Genomic DNA, 18,215 nt, shown 5'->3' with positions numbered 1-18,215 from the left:
GCCTTCCCCCTTCACGAGAGGACCCCCTGCACCACGATGACCGACATCGACTGGGACGAACTGCGTTCCGCCGCCACCGAGGCGATGCATCGCGCCTACGCGCCCTACTCCCGCTTCAAGGTGGGGGCCGCGGCCCTCGTCGCCGACGGCCGCATCGTCTCGGGGTGCAACGTCGAGAACGCCTCGTACGGCGTCACCCTGTGCGCCGAGTGCGGTCTGGTGTCCGAGCTGCACATGTCCGGAGGCGGCCAGTTGGTCGCGTTCGTCTGCGTGGACGGTGAGGGGCGCACGCTCATGCCGTGCGGGCGGTGCCGGCAGCTGCTGTTCGAGCACGCGATCCCGGGCATGCTGCTCGAGACCGTCAGCGGCATCCGGACGATCGACGAAGTGCTGCCCGACGCCTTCGGGCCGCGTGACCTCGAGGAGGCGGCCCGATGAGCGCCGAACAGTACGACGCGGTCGACATCATCCGTGCCCAGCGTGACGGGCGGGCGATCACCGAGGGCGAGATCCGCTGGCTCGTCGACGCCTACACACGCGGCTACGTCATGGACGCACAGATGTCGGCGTTCACGATGGCGGTGCTCCTGAACGGCCTCGGCCGCGACCAGATCCGGGTGCTGACGGATGCCATGATCGCCTCGGGCGAGCGCATGGACTTCTCGTCGCTCGACAAGCCGACGGTCGACAAGCACTCGACCGGTGGCGTGGGCGACAAGATCACTCTGCCGCTCGCGCCGCTCGTCGCCGCGTTCGGGGTGGCCGTGCCGCAGCTCTCGGGCCGCGGTCTCGGGCACACCGGCGGGACGCTCGACAAGCTCGAGTCCATCCCGGGGTGGCGCGCGGCGCTGTCCAACGACGAGATCCTCGCGCAGCTCGCCGACGTGGGTGCCGTGATCTGCGCGGCCGGCACGGGCCTGGCCCCCGCCGACAAGAAGCTCTACGCGCTGCGCGACGTCACCGGCACGGTCGAGGCGATCCCGCTGATCGCGTCGAGCATCATGTCGAAGAAGATCGCCGAGGGCACCGACTCCCTCGTGCTCGACGTGAAGTTCGGCTCCGGCGCCTTCATGCAGGACATCGACCGGGCCCGCGAGCTCGCCGAGACCATGGTCGCCCTCGGCACCGACTCGGGCGTGAACACCACGGCGCTCCTCACCGACATGAACACCCCGCTCGGCCGAGCGATCGGCAACGCCAACGAGGTGCGCGAGTCGGTCGAGGTCCTGGCCGGCGGTGGTCCCGCCGACGTCGTCGAGCTGACCGTCGCTCTCGCGCGCGAGATGCTGACGCTCGCCGGACGTCCCGACGCCGATGTCGAGGCGGCCTTGGCCGACGGCCGCGCGATGGACGTGTGGAAGCGCATGATCCGCGCCCAGGACGGCGATCCGGATGCCGCCCTCCCGGCGCCGCGCGAGACCCACACGGTCGTCGCCGAGCGGGCGGGGGTCGTCACGCGCGTCGAGGCGCTGCCGTTCGGTATCGGGGCCTGGCGCCTGGGGGCGGGACGCGCGCGCGCCGAGGATGCCGTCGTGCACGCCGCGGGCATCGACTTGCACGTCACGGTCGGGGATTCCGTCGCGGCCGGTCAGCCGCTGTTCACCCTGTCGGCCGATGATGAGACGCGCTTCGAGCGCGCCCTCGCCGCGGTCGACGGCGCGTGGGAGATCGGCGACGCCGCTCCCGCGCGCACCACGCTCGTGCGCGAGCGCATCACCGCGTGATGGCATCCGACCCGAGGAGCACCATGGCCACCGACGACGTCCGTATCCAGGGCAAGAAGCTGCACGACCTGCCGAAGGTGTCGCTGCACGACCACCTCGACGGGGGGATGCGGGCGCAGACGGTGCTCGAGCTGGCCGACGAGCTCGACCTCGACGTCCCGGCCGACGACGCCGAGGGGCTCGAGGACTGGTTCTCGGACCACGTCGACTCCGGTTCGCTCGAGGACTACCTCGAGAAGTTCTCGCTCACGGTCGGCGTCCTGCAGACCCGCGAGGGTCTCGTGCGCGCCGCCAAGGAGTTCGTCGAGGACCTCGCCGAGGACGGCGTCGTCTACGCGGAGATGCGGTGGGCTCCCGAGCAGCACCTGACGCGCGGCCTCAGCCTCGACGACGTCGTGGACGCGGTTCAGGAGGGCATCGAAGAGGGCGAGGATGCCGCTGACGCGCGCGGCAAGGACATCCGCGTGGGGCAGCTGCTCACCGCGATGCGGCAGGGATCGCGGTCGCGGGAGATCGCCGAGCTCGCGGTGTCGTGGCGCAGCCGCGGCGTGGTCGGCTTCGACCTCGCCGGCCCCGAGGACGGATTCCCGGCCTCGGATCACCGCGCGGCCTTCGACTATCTCGCCGAGCATTTCTTCCCCACGACGGTGCACGCCGGTGAAGGGGCGGGGCTGGCATCCATTCGTTCGGCGCTGCTCGACGGGCGGGCTCTGCGCCTCGGACACGGTGTGCGTATCGCCAACGACCTCGACGTCGTCTCGCGCGAGGGCGAAGAGGTTCTGGTCACTTTCGGCGACATGGCGCGCTGGGTGCGCGACCGCGAGATCACGCTCGAGCTTTCGCCGACGTCGAACCTGCAGAGCGGGGCGGTCACGGCCTGGGGCGACACGATGGACGCCCACCCGTTCGACCTGCTCTACCAGCTGGGCTTCTCGGTGACGGTGAACGTCGACAACCGCCTCATGAGCCGCACGACCCTGACGCGCGAGCTGGCGCTGCTGGCGCAGGCGTTCGACTACGACCTCGACGACCTCGAGGCCTTCCAGCTCAACGCCGCGGCCGGTGCGTTCCTGCCGGTCGAGGAGCGCGAGGAGCTCATCGAGATCATCGCCGAGGGCTTCCAGCGCTGACGCGCCGCAGTGCGGCGCGCCGGTGTCGGTGCCACCCCTTCGACGGGACGCGCCCCGCGCGTGCGAATCTCCTGAGATCTGTGCTCTAGCCGTCCGCGCGGCCCCGTTCCGGTCCGTCACCGCCCCGTTCCTCAGGAGTTTCGCCCGCGCTCTCGCGTCGGGCCGGTGCCGACCTGCCGTCCAAACCGGTGGCCGCTCGACCTGTCGCGCCCCGTGAGAGGGCGGCCCCGCGGACGGGCGGGCGAAACTCCTGAGAATTTGGCCCTTTCGGCGGTATGGACCGGAGTGGCGGGTGCGGCTGTACGGAAGGTCAGGAGTTTCGCCCGGGGGCGCCGTGCGCCAGGACGCGCTGGAGTGCGGCGCGGACGCGGTCGGGACGGTACAGGATGTCCTCGGCGAGCAGGCGAAGCGTCACGTAGCCCCGCTCCAGAGCCGCCATGTCGCGTCGCCGGTCGTTCTTGTGCACGTGCCAGGTGCCGTGGAACTGCGCGCTGTCGCACTCGACGATGAGCCAACCGTCGACCAGCAGATCGACGCGCCCGACGCCGTCGATGCGTACCTGCACGTCGACCCGGCAACCGAGGTGTCGCAGGAGGAGCCGGACGAGTGTTTCGGTCCCCGCCTCGGCACGCGGGTCGAGCAGTCCCCGCAGGACCTGGAAGCGACGCGGCACGCGCGCGAAGACCTCGCCGATCCCGGCCTCGTCGACGAGGCCGAGGTGCCAGGCGCTGTCGAGCGTCGCGACGGCCGATCGCGGAGGTTGGCACCGGATCGCCTGCGCAAGGGCTTCCACTATATGGACCACGGATCGGTCTCGCTGCGCAGCGCTCGGTCTCCAGTGGTACACCACGCCGTCGGGTGCCGGTGGGCGTCGGCTGGCCAGGGGATCCTGTTGCACGTGACCGTCCGTGTGGTGGTGAACGAACACGCCGTACAGCGCCAGAAGGCTGATGCAGTCGAGCCGCCCGCCCAGGCCCGCCGCCGCGACGATGGAGTCGGGGGTGCCTGCCACGACGAACCTGCCCTGACGCACGCGCACGAGGGTGCCGTCGGCAACGGCGCGGGCGAGAGCACGACGCGACCACCCCGCCGCATGGAGGTCGCGGGTCGCCCACACCATCTCGTGGTTCTCGTCGGACCGAGGGTCTGCGGATGCCATGGGCACACCCTGGCCGCTTCGCGAGGCGTTGCGTGGTCACGGGCGCCCGAGCTGTGGATAACGGCGGGAGGGCAGGGGGAGTCGCCCCGGACCGCCTCGGGCGAAACTCCTGAATCCTGGCGCCGCGTGAGCAATCGGGGGCAGTGCCGACGCGGAACGGGCCGGTTTCTCAGGAGTTTCGCCCGCGCGGACACCGGCGCACGCCACCCCGGCCGCGTCAGCGCGTCGGCAGGAACGCGCCCAGCTGCTCGGCGATGATGCGGTCGACCTCGGCGGAGTCGGCGGTCGGGGTGCCGTCGCCGGCCTGGGGGCCGTAGGCGCCGAACGACGCGTGCGAGGCCCCGGGGATCTCGACGAAGGTCGTGTCGGCGGGCAGCAGCGTCGCGGCGTCGGCGATCTTCTGCGGGGTCGAGAGGCCGTCCTCCGACCCCGACAGACTCAGCACCGGGAGTCCGGATGCCGACAGGTCGGTGGCGCAGTACGAAGCGAAGAGCACCAGGGCGTCGGCGTCCCCGGCGAGCTGACACGCCCGCACGCCGCCGAGCGAGTGCCCGCCGACGGCCCACGCCCGGACGTCGGGAGCGAGATCGGTGAAGGTCGACAGCGGCCGCGGATCGAAGAAGGCCAGGTTCAGCCAGGGGCGGGTGATCACGACCGTCACTCCGTCGTCGACCACCGTGTCGGCGAACGTCACGACGTAGCCGAGCGCGTCGACCTTGGCGCCCGGGATGAACACGAGGCCCCGCCCGGTGTCGCCCGCGGTGGGCGAGAGCACGATACCCGCCCCGTCCTCGGCGATCGTCAGCCCGGGGTTGGCGCGTGCCTCGGCCAGCGGATCGGCTTCGGCACCCATCACGCCCACCTGCGTGTAGATCAGGATGCCGCCCACCAGCAGCAGCACGAGGGCGCCGAGGCCCCCGAGGATCCAGCGCAGGAGACGGAAACGCCGACGGGGCGCACGGGGCGCCCCGTCGGCGGACGGAGTGGTGTCGGTCACCTCAGGAGCGTAACGCCGCCTGTCGTGCCGCGACGATCTCGACGATGCGGGCGAACAGCGGGTGCTCGGGCGCGAGTCCGGTCACCTGCGCGGTGAAGGCCGTGGCATCCAGTTCGCCGAGGAGTCGCTGCAGATCCACGGCCTGTGCGTCCTCGGCATCCTCGAACTCCAGGGCGGCGGACATCGCGGACACGAGCGCGTCCACGGGCAGCCCCCGTTCGATCGCCTCGGCCGCGGGGCCGACGAACCGCTCATGCCGCGAGAGCTTACGCAACGGCTGGCGGCCGACGCGCCACACGGTGTCCGGCAGTGCGGGGTTGCGGAAGCGTCGCAGGATCGTGGCGCGGTACTGGCCCTGCACCTCGGCGTCGAGCTCGTGCTTCTGCACGAGGAGAGCGCTGGTCTCCTCGAGCGCCGCCTCGACGTTCGCGGCGATCTCCGGGTCGGACAGCGCGTCCGAGATGCGCTCGATCCCGGCGCGGGCGCCGAAGTACGCCGTCGCCGCGTGACCGGTGTTGACGGTGAAGAGCTTGCGCTCGATGTACGGCGTGAGATCGTCGACGAAGTGCGCGCCGGGAATGTGCGGCGGTTCGTCACCGAACGGCCCGCGCTCGATCGCCCACTCGTAGAACGGCTCTACGGTCACGTCGACACCGCCGACGGCCTGCGCCGGAACGATGCGGTCGACCGCGGTGTTGGCGAACACCGCGCGGGCGTCCAGTGCGTCCCAGGACTCTGCGGCGATGTCGACCACGTGCTCGCGCAACTGATCGGTGGCGCCGATGGCGTTCTCGCACGCCATGATCTGCAGCGGCGGGAGCGAGGGGTCGCGGAGGGCGAGACCGGCGACGATGTGCGGGGCGACGAACTTCAGGATCGTGGGGCCGACGGCGGTGGTCACCACGTCGGCGGTCGCGATCTCGTCGACGAGGGCCTCGGCATCCGTCGAGCTGTCGATGGCACGGAAGCCGGTCACCGTCTTGTCGGTACCGCCGTCGCCGACCTCGTGGACGGTGTACTCGGATGCCGCGTTGATCGCCGCGACGAGGGCCGCGGAGACGTCGGAGAAGACCAGCTCGTAGCCGCCCTCGTGCAGCAGCAGACCGACGAAGCCGCGACCGATGTTGCCCGCGCCGAAGTGGACGGCCTTCATGCGTTGACGGAACCCGCGAGGGCCTCGAACAGCTCCTCAGCGGAGGAGACGGCCTTCAGGCGCGCGACATCGTCCTCGTCGGAGAAGAGGATGGCGATCTGCGACAGGATCTCGAGGTGCTCGTCGCCCTTGCCGGCGATGCCGATGACGAAGCTCACCGGCTCCCCGCCCCAGTCGACGCCGCCGTCGTAGCGGACCACGGAGAGACCCGAGGTCAGGATCGCCTGCTTGGTCTCGTTGGTGCCGTGGGGGATCGCGAGCTCGTTGCCCATGTAGGTGGACACGGTCTCCTCGCGCTGCTGTATGGCGGCGAAGTACTCACCGGTGACCGAGCCGGAGGCCTCGAGCAGGTCGGCCGCCTCCTTCATCGCCTCCTCGCGGGTGGCGCTGCCGGGATGGATACGGACGGATTCGATGCGGAGGACGTCTGACATGGTTCTCGCCTTTCTCGTCGTGCTCTCCAGCCTCGCAGGAAGCGGGCCGGACGGGAAGACGGAGGGGCCGGTGCGCCTGCCCCGGCCCCTCCGTGGGAGTGGATTACTTCGCGTCGTGCTGAACGCGGACCATCTCCACGACCTCGTCGTACTTCGGCGAGTTCATGAAGTTGTCCACCGACACGTGGATCGCGTCAGGCGACTGGGCCTTGGCGCGGTCGGTCAGCTGGTTCTGCGTGATGATCAGGTCGGCGGTGCCGTCGAGGTTCGCGATCGCCGCGTTGGTGACGGTGATCCCCTCGATGCCGGCCTTCTTGATCTTGTTGCGCAGGACGCTCGCGCCCATCGCGGAGGAGCCCATGCCGGCGTCGCACGCGAACACGATCGCGTTGACCTGTTTGGTCGCCACGGAGCCGCCGAGGCCGCCCAGCGCGCCCTCGACGTCGCGGTCGGCCGACGCGGTCACGTCGCTCGAGCCGCGATTGCGCAGCGCACCGAGGGTCGAGGACTCCTTGCCCTTGTTGGCTTCGGTCTGGTCGATCGCCGCGGCGAACGCGTCGTCGCCCTCGGCGGCCAGGTCGCGCTTGCGCGAGGCGCGGAGGATGACACCGGCCACCAGGAAGGTCACCACGGCGGCCACGACGACCGACAGGTACACGACCAGGAGGTTGCCCGGTCCCGCGCCGATCGCGGAAGCGGTCACGGCGATGATGCTGCCGGGAGCGGCCGGGAAGACCAGTCCGCCGCCGAAGAGCATGTTGGTCGTGACGCCCGCGGCGCCACCGGCGATGAGCGCGAGGATCGTCATGGGCTTCGCGAGGGCGTACGGGAAGTAGATCTCGTGGATGCCACCGAAGAACTGGATGATGATCGCGCCGGGGGCCGAGGCCTTCGCCGCGCCGACACCGAAGAAGGTGAAGGCGAGGAGCAGACCCAGACCGGGGCCGGGGTTGGCCTCGATGAGGAAGAGGATCGACTTGCCCGACTCGGCGGCCTGCTCGATGCCGAGCGGCGTGAACACGCCGTGGTTGATGGCGTTGTTGAGGAACAGCACCTTGGCCGGCTCGACGATGATCGACAGGAGCGGGAGCAGGTTGTACTGCACGAGCCAGCCGACGATGCCGCCCAGGAACGCGCTGACACCGAGGAACACGGGACCGAAGGCGAAGAAGCCGACGATCGCGAGAACCATGCCGAGGATGCCGGCGGAGAAGTTGTTGACCAGCATCTCGAAGCCGGGGCGGATCTTGCCGTCCCAGATCTTGTCCATCTGCTTGGTGATCCAGGCCGCGAGCGGGCCCATGATCATCGCGCCGAGGAACATCGGGATGTTCGTGCCGACGATGACACCCATCACGGCGATCGTCGCGACCACGCCACCGCGAGCACCGTAGACCATGCGGCCACCGGTGTTGGCGATGAGCAGGGGCAGCAGGTACGTGATCATGACGCTGACCAGACCCACGTAGCCCTGGTAGGTGCCGTCGGTGCCCTCGGTGAGCGCCGTCATGGCGCCCGGCCAGCCGATCGCGGCGGCATCGCCGCCACCGCCGATGATCTCGGCCACGGGCGACCAGTGCCAACCGGCACCGAAGGGGCTGTTCGCGCCGAAGAACCCGGCGGGAATGAAGAGCATCGTGATGAAGCCCCACGCGATGAACGCCGCGATGTTGGGCATGATCATGCCGGAGAGGAACGTGCCGAATCGCTGGACCGCGACGCGAGCACCTCCCGGCTTCTTGGTTGTCGACGCCGTCGTCATTGCTGTGTCTCCTTGTATCGAGATGCGGCCGGGGCCGCGAGGTGGAGCGCGGCTCAGGCCGCGGGGGATGCGGAGGCTGCCTGAGCGGCCTCCCGGGCGGAGGCCGCGTCGTCGGCGGCCAGGGCGGCTTCGGCGATGCGAAGGGCATCGTCGAGCGTGTGGGTGAGCAGGGTCGCACGCACGTCGGCGAGGGCCGTGGGGGCCATCGACAGCGTGGTGGCGCCGAGTCCGACGAGCACCACCGCGAGCAGCGGGTCCGCCGCCGCCTCGCCGCAGATGCCGACGGGCTTGCCGTTCGCGCGGCCGGCGGCGCCGACCTCGCGGATCAGGCGCAAGACGGCCGGGTGCCACGGGTCCTGGAACGAGGCGACCGAGCCGAGCAGCCGGTCGGCGGCGAGCGTGTACTGCGTCAGGTCGTTGGTGCCGATCGAGGCGAAGTCGGCGATCTGGAGGATGCGGTCGGCGAGCAGCGCGGAGGAGGGGACCTCCACCATCACACCCGTGGTCTTCAGACCGTAGTCCTTGGCCAGCGCGGTGAAGTAGCGGGTCTCCTCGACCGTGGACACCATCGGCGCCATGACCCACAGGTCGGCGGGACCGGCCGCGGACTTGCGGGTCTCGGCATCCGCCTCGGCGAGGGCCGTGAGCTGCTCGCGCAGGATGTCCTCGCTCGCACGGAGGGCGCGGAGGCCCCGGAGACCCAGGGCCGGGTTCTCTTCGTGCGCATCGTTGAGGAACGGCAGGGGCTTGTCGGCGCCGGCGTCGAGCACGCGCACGACGACCTTCTTGCCGGGGAAGGCGCTGAGCAGCTCGATGTAGGCGGTGCGCTGCTCCTCGACGGTCGGAGCGGAGCTGGAGCTGAGGAACAGGAACTCGGTGCGGAACAGGCCCACGCCCTCCGCGCCCAGCGCGACGGCCTCGGCAGCGCCACCGGGCTTGCCGAGGTTGGCGAGCAGCGGGACCTTCGTGCCGTCGGCGAGGGCGCCGTCGGTGATGGGCGCCGAGGCGGCGGAGGCGCGCGCCGCGGCACGGTTCTTGGCCCGCGCGAGGTCGTCGTCGCTGGGGTCGACCGTGACGACGCCGGCGGCGGCATCCACGATCACCGTCTGACCGTCGACGAGGTCTTTCGCGCCGGAGGCGCCGACGACCGCGACGATCGACTTCTCGCGCGCCAGGATCGCCGTGTGCGAGGTGGGTCCGCCCTCGGTGGTCACGAGCGCGAGCACCTTGTCGAGGTCGAGCAGGGCGGTGTCGGCGGGAGCGAGGTCTTTGGCGACGAGCACGAACGGGTGACCGGGATCGGGGATGCCGGGAGCGGCTACGCCCCGCAGACGCGCGATGACGCGCTGGGCGACGTCGTCGAGGTCGGCGGCGCGCTCACCCAGGTATCCGCCGAGGGCGATGAGCTGCTCGCGGAACGAGGCGAAGGCGTCGTGGACGGCGAACTCACCGTTCTTGCCCGCGGCCAGACGTGAGTCGACCTCGGCTTCGAGGGTCGGGTCCTCGGCGATCATCGCCTGGGCCTCCAGCACGTCACGGGCCGCGCCACCCGCGTCCGCGCCGCGCTGCTCGAGTTCCCTCGCGACGGCGGCGACGGCCTCGCGCACGCGCGCCGTCTCTTCCTCGACCGACAGCTCGCTGGGGGCGTCCTTCGGGGCGGGCAGGGGCTCGGCCATGCGCGCGATGGGGCCCTGGGCCACGCCCAGTCCGATTCCGACTCCACGGAGTTCCGTCATGTTCCTGTGTTCCTTACTCGGCGTCGTGGTCGGTGGTCAGCAGTTCGGCCAGGCGCTCGAGCGTCGCCTCGGCGTTGTCGCCGTCGGCGGTGAGCGTGACGTAGTCGCCCTGTTCCAGGCCGAGGGCGATGATGCCCAGGATGCTGGCGGCGTTCACGGGCGCGCCGGCGTCCTTGATGAGGCTCACCGGGATGCCGGACTCCTTGGCCGCCTGCGCGAAGAGCTTCGCGGGGCGGGCGTGGAGGCCGTGCGACGAGCCGATACGGACCGTCCGGGTGATCTGGGGCATGAGTGTTCCTTTCCGGCGGCGGGTCAGATGGTGTCCGCGGACTCCCGCGCCCCCATCGCCTCTTCCACGAGAGCGAGCGTGCGGGTTCCGGTCAGGTCGGTGAAGGCGTCCTCGGGCAGCAAGACGACTCGCACCCCCCGTGTCGCGGCATCCTGTCGGATCCGCTCCAGGTCGGGGGCCAAGTGCGGGCCGACGAGAACGATGTCGACCGCGTCGAGGTCGATCGGGAGCGACCTCACGGTCCCCGCCGCAGCGGAGTAGGGGAGGCCGCGATCGTGAGCTGCGTGACGAACACGCTGTGCGACGAACGTGCTGGACGCACCAGCGCCGCACACCACGAGGATCCTCATCGACCCGCCTCCTTCCTCTCGATTGTGAACATCGCGTTCACAGCAGACAACCAGGTTCGTTTCCCACCCCCCGGAACGTGGATGCCGCGCCCCCGCGCTCGAGGGTGATGCGCGTGGTTGGATGGGGGGAGCGCTGCCATCCGGGCCGGCGCGGAGGACGGATCGTGACGACGAAAGCTCGCCAAGACCGCCTGCTGGCCCTGCTGCTGCGGGACGCGGAGTGGTCCACGGCCGCGTCGCTGGCGGATGCGCTGGGCGTGACCCCGCGCAGCGTGCGCTCCTACGTCACCGCGGTCAACGCCCGCGTGGCCGGCGGGACGGCGATCGAGTCGGGTCCGCTGGGGTATCGGGCGGGATCGGACGCGGCGATCGCCCTGCGCGCGGGCTCGACGGCCGACAGCGGCACGCCGCGGGACCGGCTGCACACGCTCGTGCGGCGCCTGCTCGACTCCGCGGACGGCATCGACGTCTTCGAGACCGCCGACACCCTCCACGTCAGCGCCGCCACCCTCGAAGCCGACCTGGCGCGCGTGCGCGGACTGCTCGGCGGTACCGAGCTGACCCTCGAGCGCTCGGCATCCACCGCCCGCCTGCGCGGGACCGAGGTCGCCCAGCGGCGGCTGCTGTCCAAGCTCGCGCACGACGAAATGGATGCCGGGATGTTCGACCTCGACGCGCTGCGCCGCACGCTCGGCGAGCGGTCGGTCGGCGCGCGGGCGTTCGGGCCCTTCAAAGCCGAGCTCGTCGCCGGGCTCGGGTCGATGGGGTACTTCGTCAACGAGATCGGCATCGGCGACGTCGTCATGCACATCGCCATCGCCGCCGACCGGGTCACGCGCGACCGCGGCCTCGGGGCCGCCGCGGGAGAGTCGTCGGATGCCGTGGACGCCGTCGCCGGCCTGCTGGACCGCCTGACGCTCAAGCACATCGGCGTGCAGCTCGGCGCGGGAGACCTGCGCCACCTCGCCACTCTCGTCCTCACGCGGATCGTGGCCCCCGGCTCTCCAGCGGCCGACGACGTGCGCGCGCGCCTGGACCCGGCGGTCGCGGAGGCCGTGCGCGCGGTCGTCGAGGCCGCGGCATCCCAGTATCTGGTCGATATCGCGCACGCCGACTTCGTCATGCGCCTCGCGCTGCACGTGCAGAACCTGCTGCACCGCTCGCGCGAGCAGGCGTGGTCGCGCAACCCCCTCACGCGCTCGCTCAAGTCGACGTACCCGATGATCTTCGAGGTCGCGGTGTACATCGCCAAGGGGCTCCAGGACGCCCTCGGCATCCCGATCATGGACGACGAGATCGCCTATATCGCGATGCACGTCGGCGGGCGGCTCGAACGCAGCCGGCGCTCCGACCAGCTGCTGACGGCGACGATCGTGTGCCCGGGGTACTACGAGCTGCACGAGCTGCTGCGTTCGAGCGTCGACCGGTCGCTGGGGCAGGCGATCGAGGTCGTCGGCGTCGAGACCCGTATCGACCCGGCGTGGGATTCCATCGACACCGACCTCGTGCTCACCACGATCGACCCGCCGCGGCCGGGCGATCGGTTCGTGCGCATCCAGCCGTTCCTCACCGACGCCGACGTCGAGCGCGTGCAGGCCGCGGCGTCGCGCGTCCGGCGGGCCCGCCGCCTCGCGCGGCTGAGCGCCGAACTCGAGCGTTACTTCTCACCCGACGCTTTCGTGCGGGGCCTCGACGGCGCCGATGGCGAGGCCGGGGTCATCCGTCGCCTCGGCGGGCTGTTGGTCGACGAGGGCGTCATCGATGACGACTACGTCGCGCGGGCCGTGGAGCGCGAGGCGATCTCGTCGACCGCGTTCACCGACGCGCTCGCCGTGCCGCACGCGATGGGAATGACGGCGACCCAGACCCGTATCGCGATCGGCATCGCCGATCCCTCGATCGCCTGGGGCGAGGGACGCGTGCAGGTGGTGGCGCTCGTGGCGTTCTCGGAGACCGACCGCGAGGCGTTCCAGACGGTGTTCGAGCAGTTCGTCGAGGTCTTCAGCGAGCGCGACAGCGTGCAGCGCATCGTCCGTCGCGCGACGAGCTTCGCCGCGTTCCTGGACGAGCTCGTCGCGGTGATCGACGGCTGAGGTTCCCCACTGCCGGGCTACGCCGGGTTTGGGGCGCGTTCTTCCATTTGGGGCGTGGAATTCCGCGCCCCAGATTGAATTCCGCGCCCCAAGACCCGACGCGCCGGCGGTCATCTCGAAGGAAGCGCCACATGGAAGGCGGCGAAGCGTCGTGCGAGGGTTGGGGCGTCGACGATGTGTGGCCATCCCCAGCGGATGATCGCCCGCCCGGTCGTACCGCGGATCCAGTCCTCACGCTGCTTCTCGGCGAGGAGCACCTGCGCGGGAGACCGGCCGGACTGCGCGGCGTGTTCGGTGTACTTCCCTCGCCCGTCGAACTCCCCCCAGACGCCGACGTCGTCGAGGCCGAAGTCGAGGTAGTACGAGGAGCCGGAGGGACTCGGAACGCGCACCTGCAATTGCGGTGGACGCAAGCCCATCTCGGTAATGCGGATGCGGCTGATGCTCTCGCCCGGCAGTTGGGCGCGTCCGTCCGCGAAGGCGAGGGCTCGCGCGGCCCGCGCACCGCCGTGTGCAGACCGTCGCGAGGTGGCGAGCGCGAGCGCGATCGCAGCCGCCGCCTTGTCCGCGTCATAGGTGCGCGCCGTCGTCGTTGCGAGAGCGCGGAGTGCGCCGTCGAGGGTGCACACCGCCGTCTCGAAGTCGCACGTACGCGCGATGTCCGACATCGTCCTGACCATGCTGGTCACACGAAGCCCGGCGAGGTCGACGACGTCGCCGGGCCCGACGGCACCCCGATGCCGCACGGTCTGCGCCATGGCGCCGCGGCGACGTTCGTCGAGGATGACGTGGACCCGTTGCGCGTCAGGCCGGTACAGCGGAAGGCCGTGCAATGCGGCCGCGGTCTGGTGAGAGAACAGCGGCGGCTCGACGCTCACGAGGGCGAGAACTCGCGCGCGCAGCACGATCCACTCTTCGGGACGCAGGCGGGCGGTGGCCGTGGCCCCGACGTAGACACCGGCCCGGACGCGGATCAGGGAGCCGTCGCGCACGAGGACGTCGAGGCGGTGGCGGTCGACGTCGCGCTCGCCCAGTTCCGAGCGGCGCAACAGAGGTGTCGAGAGAACGGCATCCATCCGTTCACTTTGTCCGAGTCTGCGCCTCGCCCCCGAACCTCGTCCCCGGCGGTGTGGAGAACTTCTGGTTTGGGGCGCGATCTACCGTTTGGGGCGCGGTAATCCACGCCCCAAACGGAATCGCGCGCCCCAAACCCGAGGAGCCCAGTCAGCGCACCGCCGCGAGCAGCGCCTCCGCGCCCGCGCGCAGCGCGTCGAGGCGGCGACGGGCCTTCTTGGCCGACGAGCCGCGGACGTCGAGGTACAGCTTGAGCTTCGGCTCCGTGCCGCTGGGGCGCACGATGAGTCGCGAGCCGTCCTCGAGCCAGATGCGCAGCACGTCGCCGGGGGGCAGGCCGTCGACGCCCTCGAGCAGGTCATCGATCCTCGACACCGCGACCTCGCCCACCGCGGACGGCGGCTGGGCGCGAAGGGATGCCATGATCCCGGCGATCTCGCCCACGTCGGTCACGCGCACCGAGATCTGGTCGCTGACGAACGCGCCGAACGTGTCCCGGAACTCCTGCAGCAGGTCGGCGACGGTGCGCCCTTCGGCGCGGGCTGCGGTCGCCATGCCCAAGAGGGCCACGGCGGCGGAGATGCCGTCCTTGTCGCGCACGGTCTCGGGGTTGACGAGGTATCCGAGAGCCTCCTCGAAACCGTAGACGATACCCGGCGCCCGCGAGATCCACTTGAACCCGGTGAGGGTCGCGTGGAAGTCGAGACCGTAGTGCTCGGCGACGGCCTGCAGCCCGGGCGACGACACCAGGGAGCACGCGAGCGACCCCCCGCTGCCGGCCGCGGCGCGCGCCGCGCGCCAGCCCAGCAGCAGCCCGATCTCGTTGCCGGTGAGGCGGCGCCAGCCGCCGTCGGCCTCGGCATCCGGTATCGCGACGGCGAGGCGGTCGGCATCCGGATCGTTCGCGATGACGAGCTCGGCGTTGCACGCGCGCGCGGTCTCGAAGGACAGATCCATCGCCCCCGGCTCCTCGGGGTTCGGGAACGCCACCGTGGGGAAGCGCCCGTCGGGGTGGATCTGCGCCTCGACGACCACCGGTTCCGGATACCCGGCCGCGGCGAGGACCCGCGCGACGGTCTCCCACCCCACACCGTGCATCGCGGTGTACACCCACCGCAGCCCCTCCGCCCCGGCGGCTGCGGGGGCGACGGCCGCGGTCGCGGCCACGTAGGCCTCCACGACCGACTCGGGCGCGTTCTCGAAGCCCACCGAGCGGGGGAGGACGGTGACGTCGCCCGCGTCGGCCACCCGCTGGATGTGCGCGGCGATCTCGGCGTCGGCGGGCGAGACGATCTGCGCGCCGTCGTCGGCACCTCCGAGGTAGACCTTGTAGCCGTTGTCGTCCGGCGGGTTGTGGCTCGCGGTGACCATGACCCCGGCGTCGGCGCCGAGGTGACGAACCGCGAACGCGAGCACGGGCGTCGGGAGCATCCGCGGCAGCAGGATGGCGCGCAGCCCCGCGCCGGCGAAGATCTCGACCGAGTCGCGGGCGAACACATCAGAATTGCGTCGCCCGTCGTAGCCGACGACGACCGTAGGGGTTGCGTCCCCGCCACGCTCGCGCAGGTACGCCGCGAAGCCCGCCGCGGCCTGCGCGACCAGCACACGGTTCATGCGATTGGGGCCGGCCCCGAGGGTCCCGCGCAGGCCGGCGGTGCCGAAGGCCAAACGGGTCGAGAAACGGTCGGCGAGGTCGGCCTCGGCCTCTACCGACCCCTCGGAGACGCGCTCCAGCAGGGAGGACAGTTCCTCGCGGGTCACGGCATCCGGATCCTGGGCGAGCCAGGCGCGGGCCGCCTCGACGAACCCGCTCACAGCGCGCCGATCACGCGGGCGAGCAGCGCAGAGATCACCGGTTCGGCCTCGCGCCCGGCCTCGAGCACCTCGTCGTGGCTGAGGGGGGTCTTCTGAATGCCGGCGGCCAGGTTCGTGATGAGCGAGAAGCCGAGGATCTCCATGCCCGCCTGCCGGGCGGCGATCGCCTCGAGGGCGGTGGACATGCCGACGATGTGCCCGCCGATGGTCTTCGCCATCTGCACTTCCGCGGGAGTTTCGTAGTGGGGACCGCGGAACTGCGTGTAGACGCCCTCGTCGAGCGTCGGGTCGATCGACCGTGCCAGGTCGCGCAGGCGCTGCGAGTACAGGTCGGTGAGGTCGATGAACGTCGCGCCCTCGAGGGGCGAGTCGGCGGTGAGGTTGATGTGATCGCTGATCAGGACGGGCTGGCCGGGCTTCCACGTCTCGCGGATGCCGCCCGCACCGTTGGTGAGGATCATCGTCGTCGCGCCGGTCGCCGCGGCGGTGCGAACGCTGTGGACGACACGTCGCACGCCGTGGCCCTCGTAGTAGTGCGTGCGCGCGCCGATCACGAGGACGTTCTTGCCGCCGGGGGTGCGGACGCTGCGGAGCGTGCCGACGTGTCCCTCGAGGGCGGGCTTGGAGAAGCCGACGACCTCGGTCGCGGGGAACGCCGCGGTCTCCTCGCCGATGAGTTCGGCGGCGCGGCCCCAGCCGCTGCCGAGGGTGACGGCGATGTCGTGACGCTCGACGCCCGAGAGGCGGGCAATGTCGGCGGCCGCGGCTGCGGCGATCTCGAACGGGTCGGCCGCCGGGTCGTCGAGCGGGTGAAGGGTGCTGTGTGCCATGGACCCACTCTAGAAAGCCGCGGCATCCGGGGCCAGGCGCACGGGCCGCGCGTCGCACTAGGGAAGAATGGATGCCATGGTGCAGAGCTTCGAGCGCAAGCAGTCCATCGCGATCGTCGGCGGTGGTCCCGGTGGCTACGAGGCCGCGCTCTCGGCCGCGCAGTTGGGGGCCGATGTCACCCTCGTCGAGCGGGCCGGGGTGGGCGGTTCGGCCGTCATCACCGACGTCGTGCCCTCGAAGACGCTCATCGCGACGGCCGACGCGGCCGTCGCGATCCGCAGTGCCAGCGAGCTGGGCGTGCAGCTGTTCGCCAAGGACGACCGGGGCAAGCCCCTCGCCCCCGAGGTCGCGATCAACCTCGCCGCCGTGAACCAGCGTCTGCTCTCGCTCGCACGGCAGCAGTCCGACGACATGCGCGCGTCGCTGCTGGAGGCGGGGGTCCGCATCATCTCCGGCCACGGGCGCCTCGACGGCCCCGGCGCCGTCGTCGTCTCGACCGAGGCCGGAGGCACGGACTTCGACCGCATCGAGGCGGAGACCCTCGTCGTGTCGGTGGGGGCGTCGCCCCGCGAGCTGCCGTCGGCGCAGCCCGACGGAGAGCGCATCCTCACCTGGACCCAGCTGTACGACATGAAGTCGGTGCCGTCGCACCTCATCGTCGTCGGGTCGGGCGTCACGGGCGCGGAGTTCGCCTCCGCCTACATGAACCTCGGAGCGAAGGTGACCCTCGTCTCCAGCCGCGACCAGGTGCTCCCGGGTGAGGACCAGGATGCCGCGGCCGTGCTCGAGCGCGTCTTCCAGCGCGGCGGGATGACGCTGCTGTCCAAGGCGCGGGCGGATTCGGTGGTCAACACCGGCGACGGCGTGCTCGTCACCCTCGCCGACGGCCGGACGATCGAGGGCAGCCACTGCCTCATGGCGGTCGGGTCGATCCCGAACACGGCGGGCATCGGCCTGGAGCAGGCGGGCGTCCAGATGACCCCGTCGGGGCACATCCGCGTCAACCGCGTCGCGCGCACGTCGGTGCCGAACATCTACGCCGCGGGCGACTGCACGAACTTCTTCCCCTTGGCGTCCGTGGCATCCATGCAGGGACGTCAAGCCGTGTTCCACGCGCTCGGCGACGTCGTGATCCCGCTCGAGACGCGCCGCATCACGGCGAACATCTTCACGGCTCCCGAGATCGCCACCGTCGGGTTCAGCGAGCAGGACGTCATCGACGGCAAGATCGCGGGCGTGGTGAAGAAGCTGCCGCTGTCGGCCAACCCCCGCGCGAAGATGCAGGGCATCACCGACGGCTTCGTGAAGATCATCGCGCGGCAGGGGAGCGGCACCGTCATGGGCGGGGTGATCGTGGGCCCGCGGGCGTCGGAGCTGATCTACCCGATCGCGATCGCCGTGGAGCGCCGTCTCACCGTCGATCAGGTCGCCCGCGTGTTCGCGGTGTACCCGTCGCTGACCTCGAGCATCACCGACGCCGCCCGCGCGATGCACATCGTCGACCGCGACGATCCCGGCGAGGACTGACTCTCCCGGATGCCGGTGCTCCCGGCATCCGTCTTCTCCTTGCGATAAACGCTTCCTGCACTGGGAAACGCTCTCTACGTGCGTGTCTCGGTGCAGGAAGCGTTTATCACTCTGCCGGCGCGGCCCAGCCCGACCCGGCCC

At 71.0% G+C, this 18,215-nt stretch carries 16 protein-coding genes; 5 read left to right on the top strand and 11 right to left on the bottom strand.

The annotated features are described in order from the left end of the window. Positions 1–36: 36 nt before the first annotated feature. Genes FE256_RS09865 through FE256_RS09855 form a run of 3 tightly spaced genes read left to right on the top strand, consistent with a single transcriptional unit; the run spans position 37 to position 2,854 of the window. Positions 37–438 (top strand): cytidine deaminase, encoded by a 402-nt coding sequence (locus FE256_RS09865; protein ID WP_058595516.1) that lies wholly within the window; start codon positions 37–39, stop codon positions 436–438. After that, positions 435–1,724, top strand: a complete 1,290-nt coding sequence (locus FE256_RS09860) for a thymidine phosphorylase (protein WP_138175170.1) — start codon at positions 435–437, stop codon at positions 1,722–1,724. Before FE256_RS09865 ends, FE256_RS09860 begins: the two co-directional genes overlap by 4 nt. 23 nt (positions 1,725–1,747) lie before the next feature. Next, entirely contained in the window at positions 1,748–2,854 is a 1,107-nt protein-coding gene (locus FE256_RS09855) for an adenosine deaminase (RefSeq protein WP_138175168.1), read from the top strand. 310 nt (positions 2,855–3,164) lie between these two features. Here FE256_RS09855 and FE256_RS09850 read toward each other — a convergent pair whose 3' ends face one another. The 8 genes from FE256_RS09850 to FE256_RS09815 all read right to left on the bottom strand — a co-directional run bounded on the left by FE256_RS09850 (position 3,165) and on the right by FE256_RS09815 (position 10,734). Beyond that, a complete protein-coding gene (locus FE256_RS09850) occupies positions 3,165–4,013 on the bottom strand; it encodes a type IV toxin-antitoxin system AbiEi family antitoxin domain-containing protein (protein WP_138175166.1) in 849 nt (282 codons plus the stop codon). A 217-nt stretch (positions 4,014–4,230) separates the two neighbouring features. Further along, a complete protein-coding gene (locus FE256_RS09845) occupies positions 4,231–5,010 on the bottom strand; it encodes an alpha/beta hydrolase (RefSeq protein ID WP_138175164.1) in 780 nt (259 codons plus the stop codon). 1 nt (position 5,011) lies between these two features. Beyond that, positions 5,012–6,163: a mannitol-1-phosphate 5-dehydrogenase gene (locus tag FE256_RS09840; RefSeq protein ID WP_138175162.1), complete on the bottom strand. Its 1,152-nt coding sequence runs from the start codon at positions 6,161–6,163 to the stop codon at positions 5,012–5,014. Beyond that, entirely contained in the window at positions 6,160–6,597 is a 438-nt protein-coding gene (locus FE256_RS09835) for a PTS mannitol transporter subunit IIA (RefSeq protein ID WP_138175160.1), read from the bottom strand. The genes FE256_RS09840 and FE256_RS09835 overlap by 4 nt, the downstream gene beginning before the upstream one ends. Before the next feature lie 103 nt (positions 6,598–6,700). After that, positions 6,701–8,359: a PTS mannitol transporter subunit IIBC gene (locus FE256_RS09830; RefSeq protein ID WP_138175158.1), complete on the bottom strand. Its 1,659-nt coding sequence runs from the start codon at positions 8,357–8,359 to the stop codon at positions 6,701–6,703. Positions 8,360–8,412: 53 nt separating this feature from the next. Further along, positions 8,413–10,095, bottom strand: a complete 1,683-nt coding sequence (ptsP, locus tag FE256_RS09825; protein ID WP_138175156.1) for a phosphoenolpyruvate--protein phosphotransferase — start codon at positions 10,093–10,095, stop codon at positions 8,413–8,415. A gap of 13 nt (positions 10,096–10,108) precedes the next feature. After that, a complete protein-coding gene (locus FE256_RS09820; RefSeq protein ID WP_138175154.1) occupies positions 10,109–10,384 on the bottom strand; it encodes an HPr family phosphocarrier protein in 276 nt (91 codons plus the stop codon). Positions 10,385–10,407: 23 nt separating this feature from the next. Next, the gene (locus FE256_RS09815) at positions 10,408–10,734 is read right to left on the bottom strand and encodes a PTS sugar transporter subunit IIB (protein WP_138175153.1); all 327 of its coding nucleotides are present in this window, start codon (positions 10,732–10,734) and stop codon (positions 10,408–10,410) included. A gap of 164 nt (positions 10,735–10,898) precedes the next feature. On the opposite strand from FE256_RS09815, the gene FE256_RS09810 reads away from it, so the two are divergent. Further along, a complete protein-coding gene (locus tag FE256_RS09810) occupies positions 10,899–12,827 on the top strand; it encodes a BglG family transcription antiterminator (RefSeq protein WP_171024284.1) in 1,929 nt (642 codons plus the stop codon). Between the two features lie 110 nt (positions 12,828–12,937). Here FE256_RS09810 and FE256_RS09805 read toward each other — a convergent pair whose 3' ends face one another. The 3 genes from FE256_RS09805 to FE256_RS09795 all read right to left on the bottom strand — a co-directional run bounded on the left by FE256_RS09805 (position 12,938) and on the right by FE256_RS09795 (position 16,546). After that, positions 12,938–13,903 carry a hypothetical protein gene (locus tag FE256_RS09805; protein ID WP_138175151.1) on the bottom strand — a complete coding sequence of 322 codons (966 nt, stop codon included), beginning with the start codon at positions 13,901–13,903 and terminating at the stop codon, positions 12,938–12,940. Positions 13,904–14,051: 148 nt separating this feature from the next. Further along, positions 14,052–15,716 carry a phospho-sugar mutase gene (locus FE256_RS09800; RefSeq protein WP_138175149.1) on the bottom strand — a complete coding sequence of 555 codons (1,665 nt, stop codon included), beginning with the start codon at positions 15,714–15,716 and terminating at the stop codon, positions 14,052–14,054. Then, on the bottom strand, positions 15,713–16,546 hold the full coding sequence (locus FE256_RS09795) for a purine-nucleoside phosphorylase (protein WP_138175147.1): 834 nt from the start codon (positions 16,544–16,546) through the stop codon (positions 15,713–15,715). The genes FE256_RS09800 and FE256_RS09795 overlap by 4 nt, the downstream gene beginning before the upstream one ends. Positions 16,547–16,613: 67 nt before the next feature. On the opposite strand from FE256_RS09795, the gene FE256_RS09790 reads away from it, so the two are divergent. Then, on the top strand, positions 16,614–18,074 hold the full coding sequence (locus tag FE256_RS09790) for an NAD(P)H-quinone dehydrogenase (protein ID WP_171024283.1): 1,461 nt from the start codon (positions 16,614–16,616) through the stop codon (positions 18,072–18,074). The last annotated feature ends 141 nt before the right edge of the window (positions 18,075–18,215 follow it).

The organism is Microbacterium sp. 5K110, assembly GCF_005774735.1.
Lineage (GTDB): Bacteria > Actinomycetota > Actinomycetes > Actinomycetales > Microbacteriaceae > Microbacterium.
Note: the sequence above shows the minus strand (reverse complement) of the source record. Positions and strands in the feature narration are given on the sequence as shown.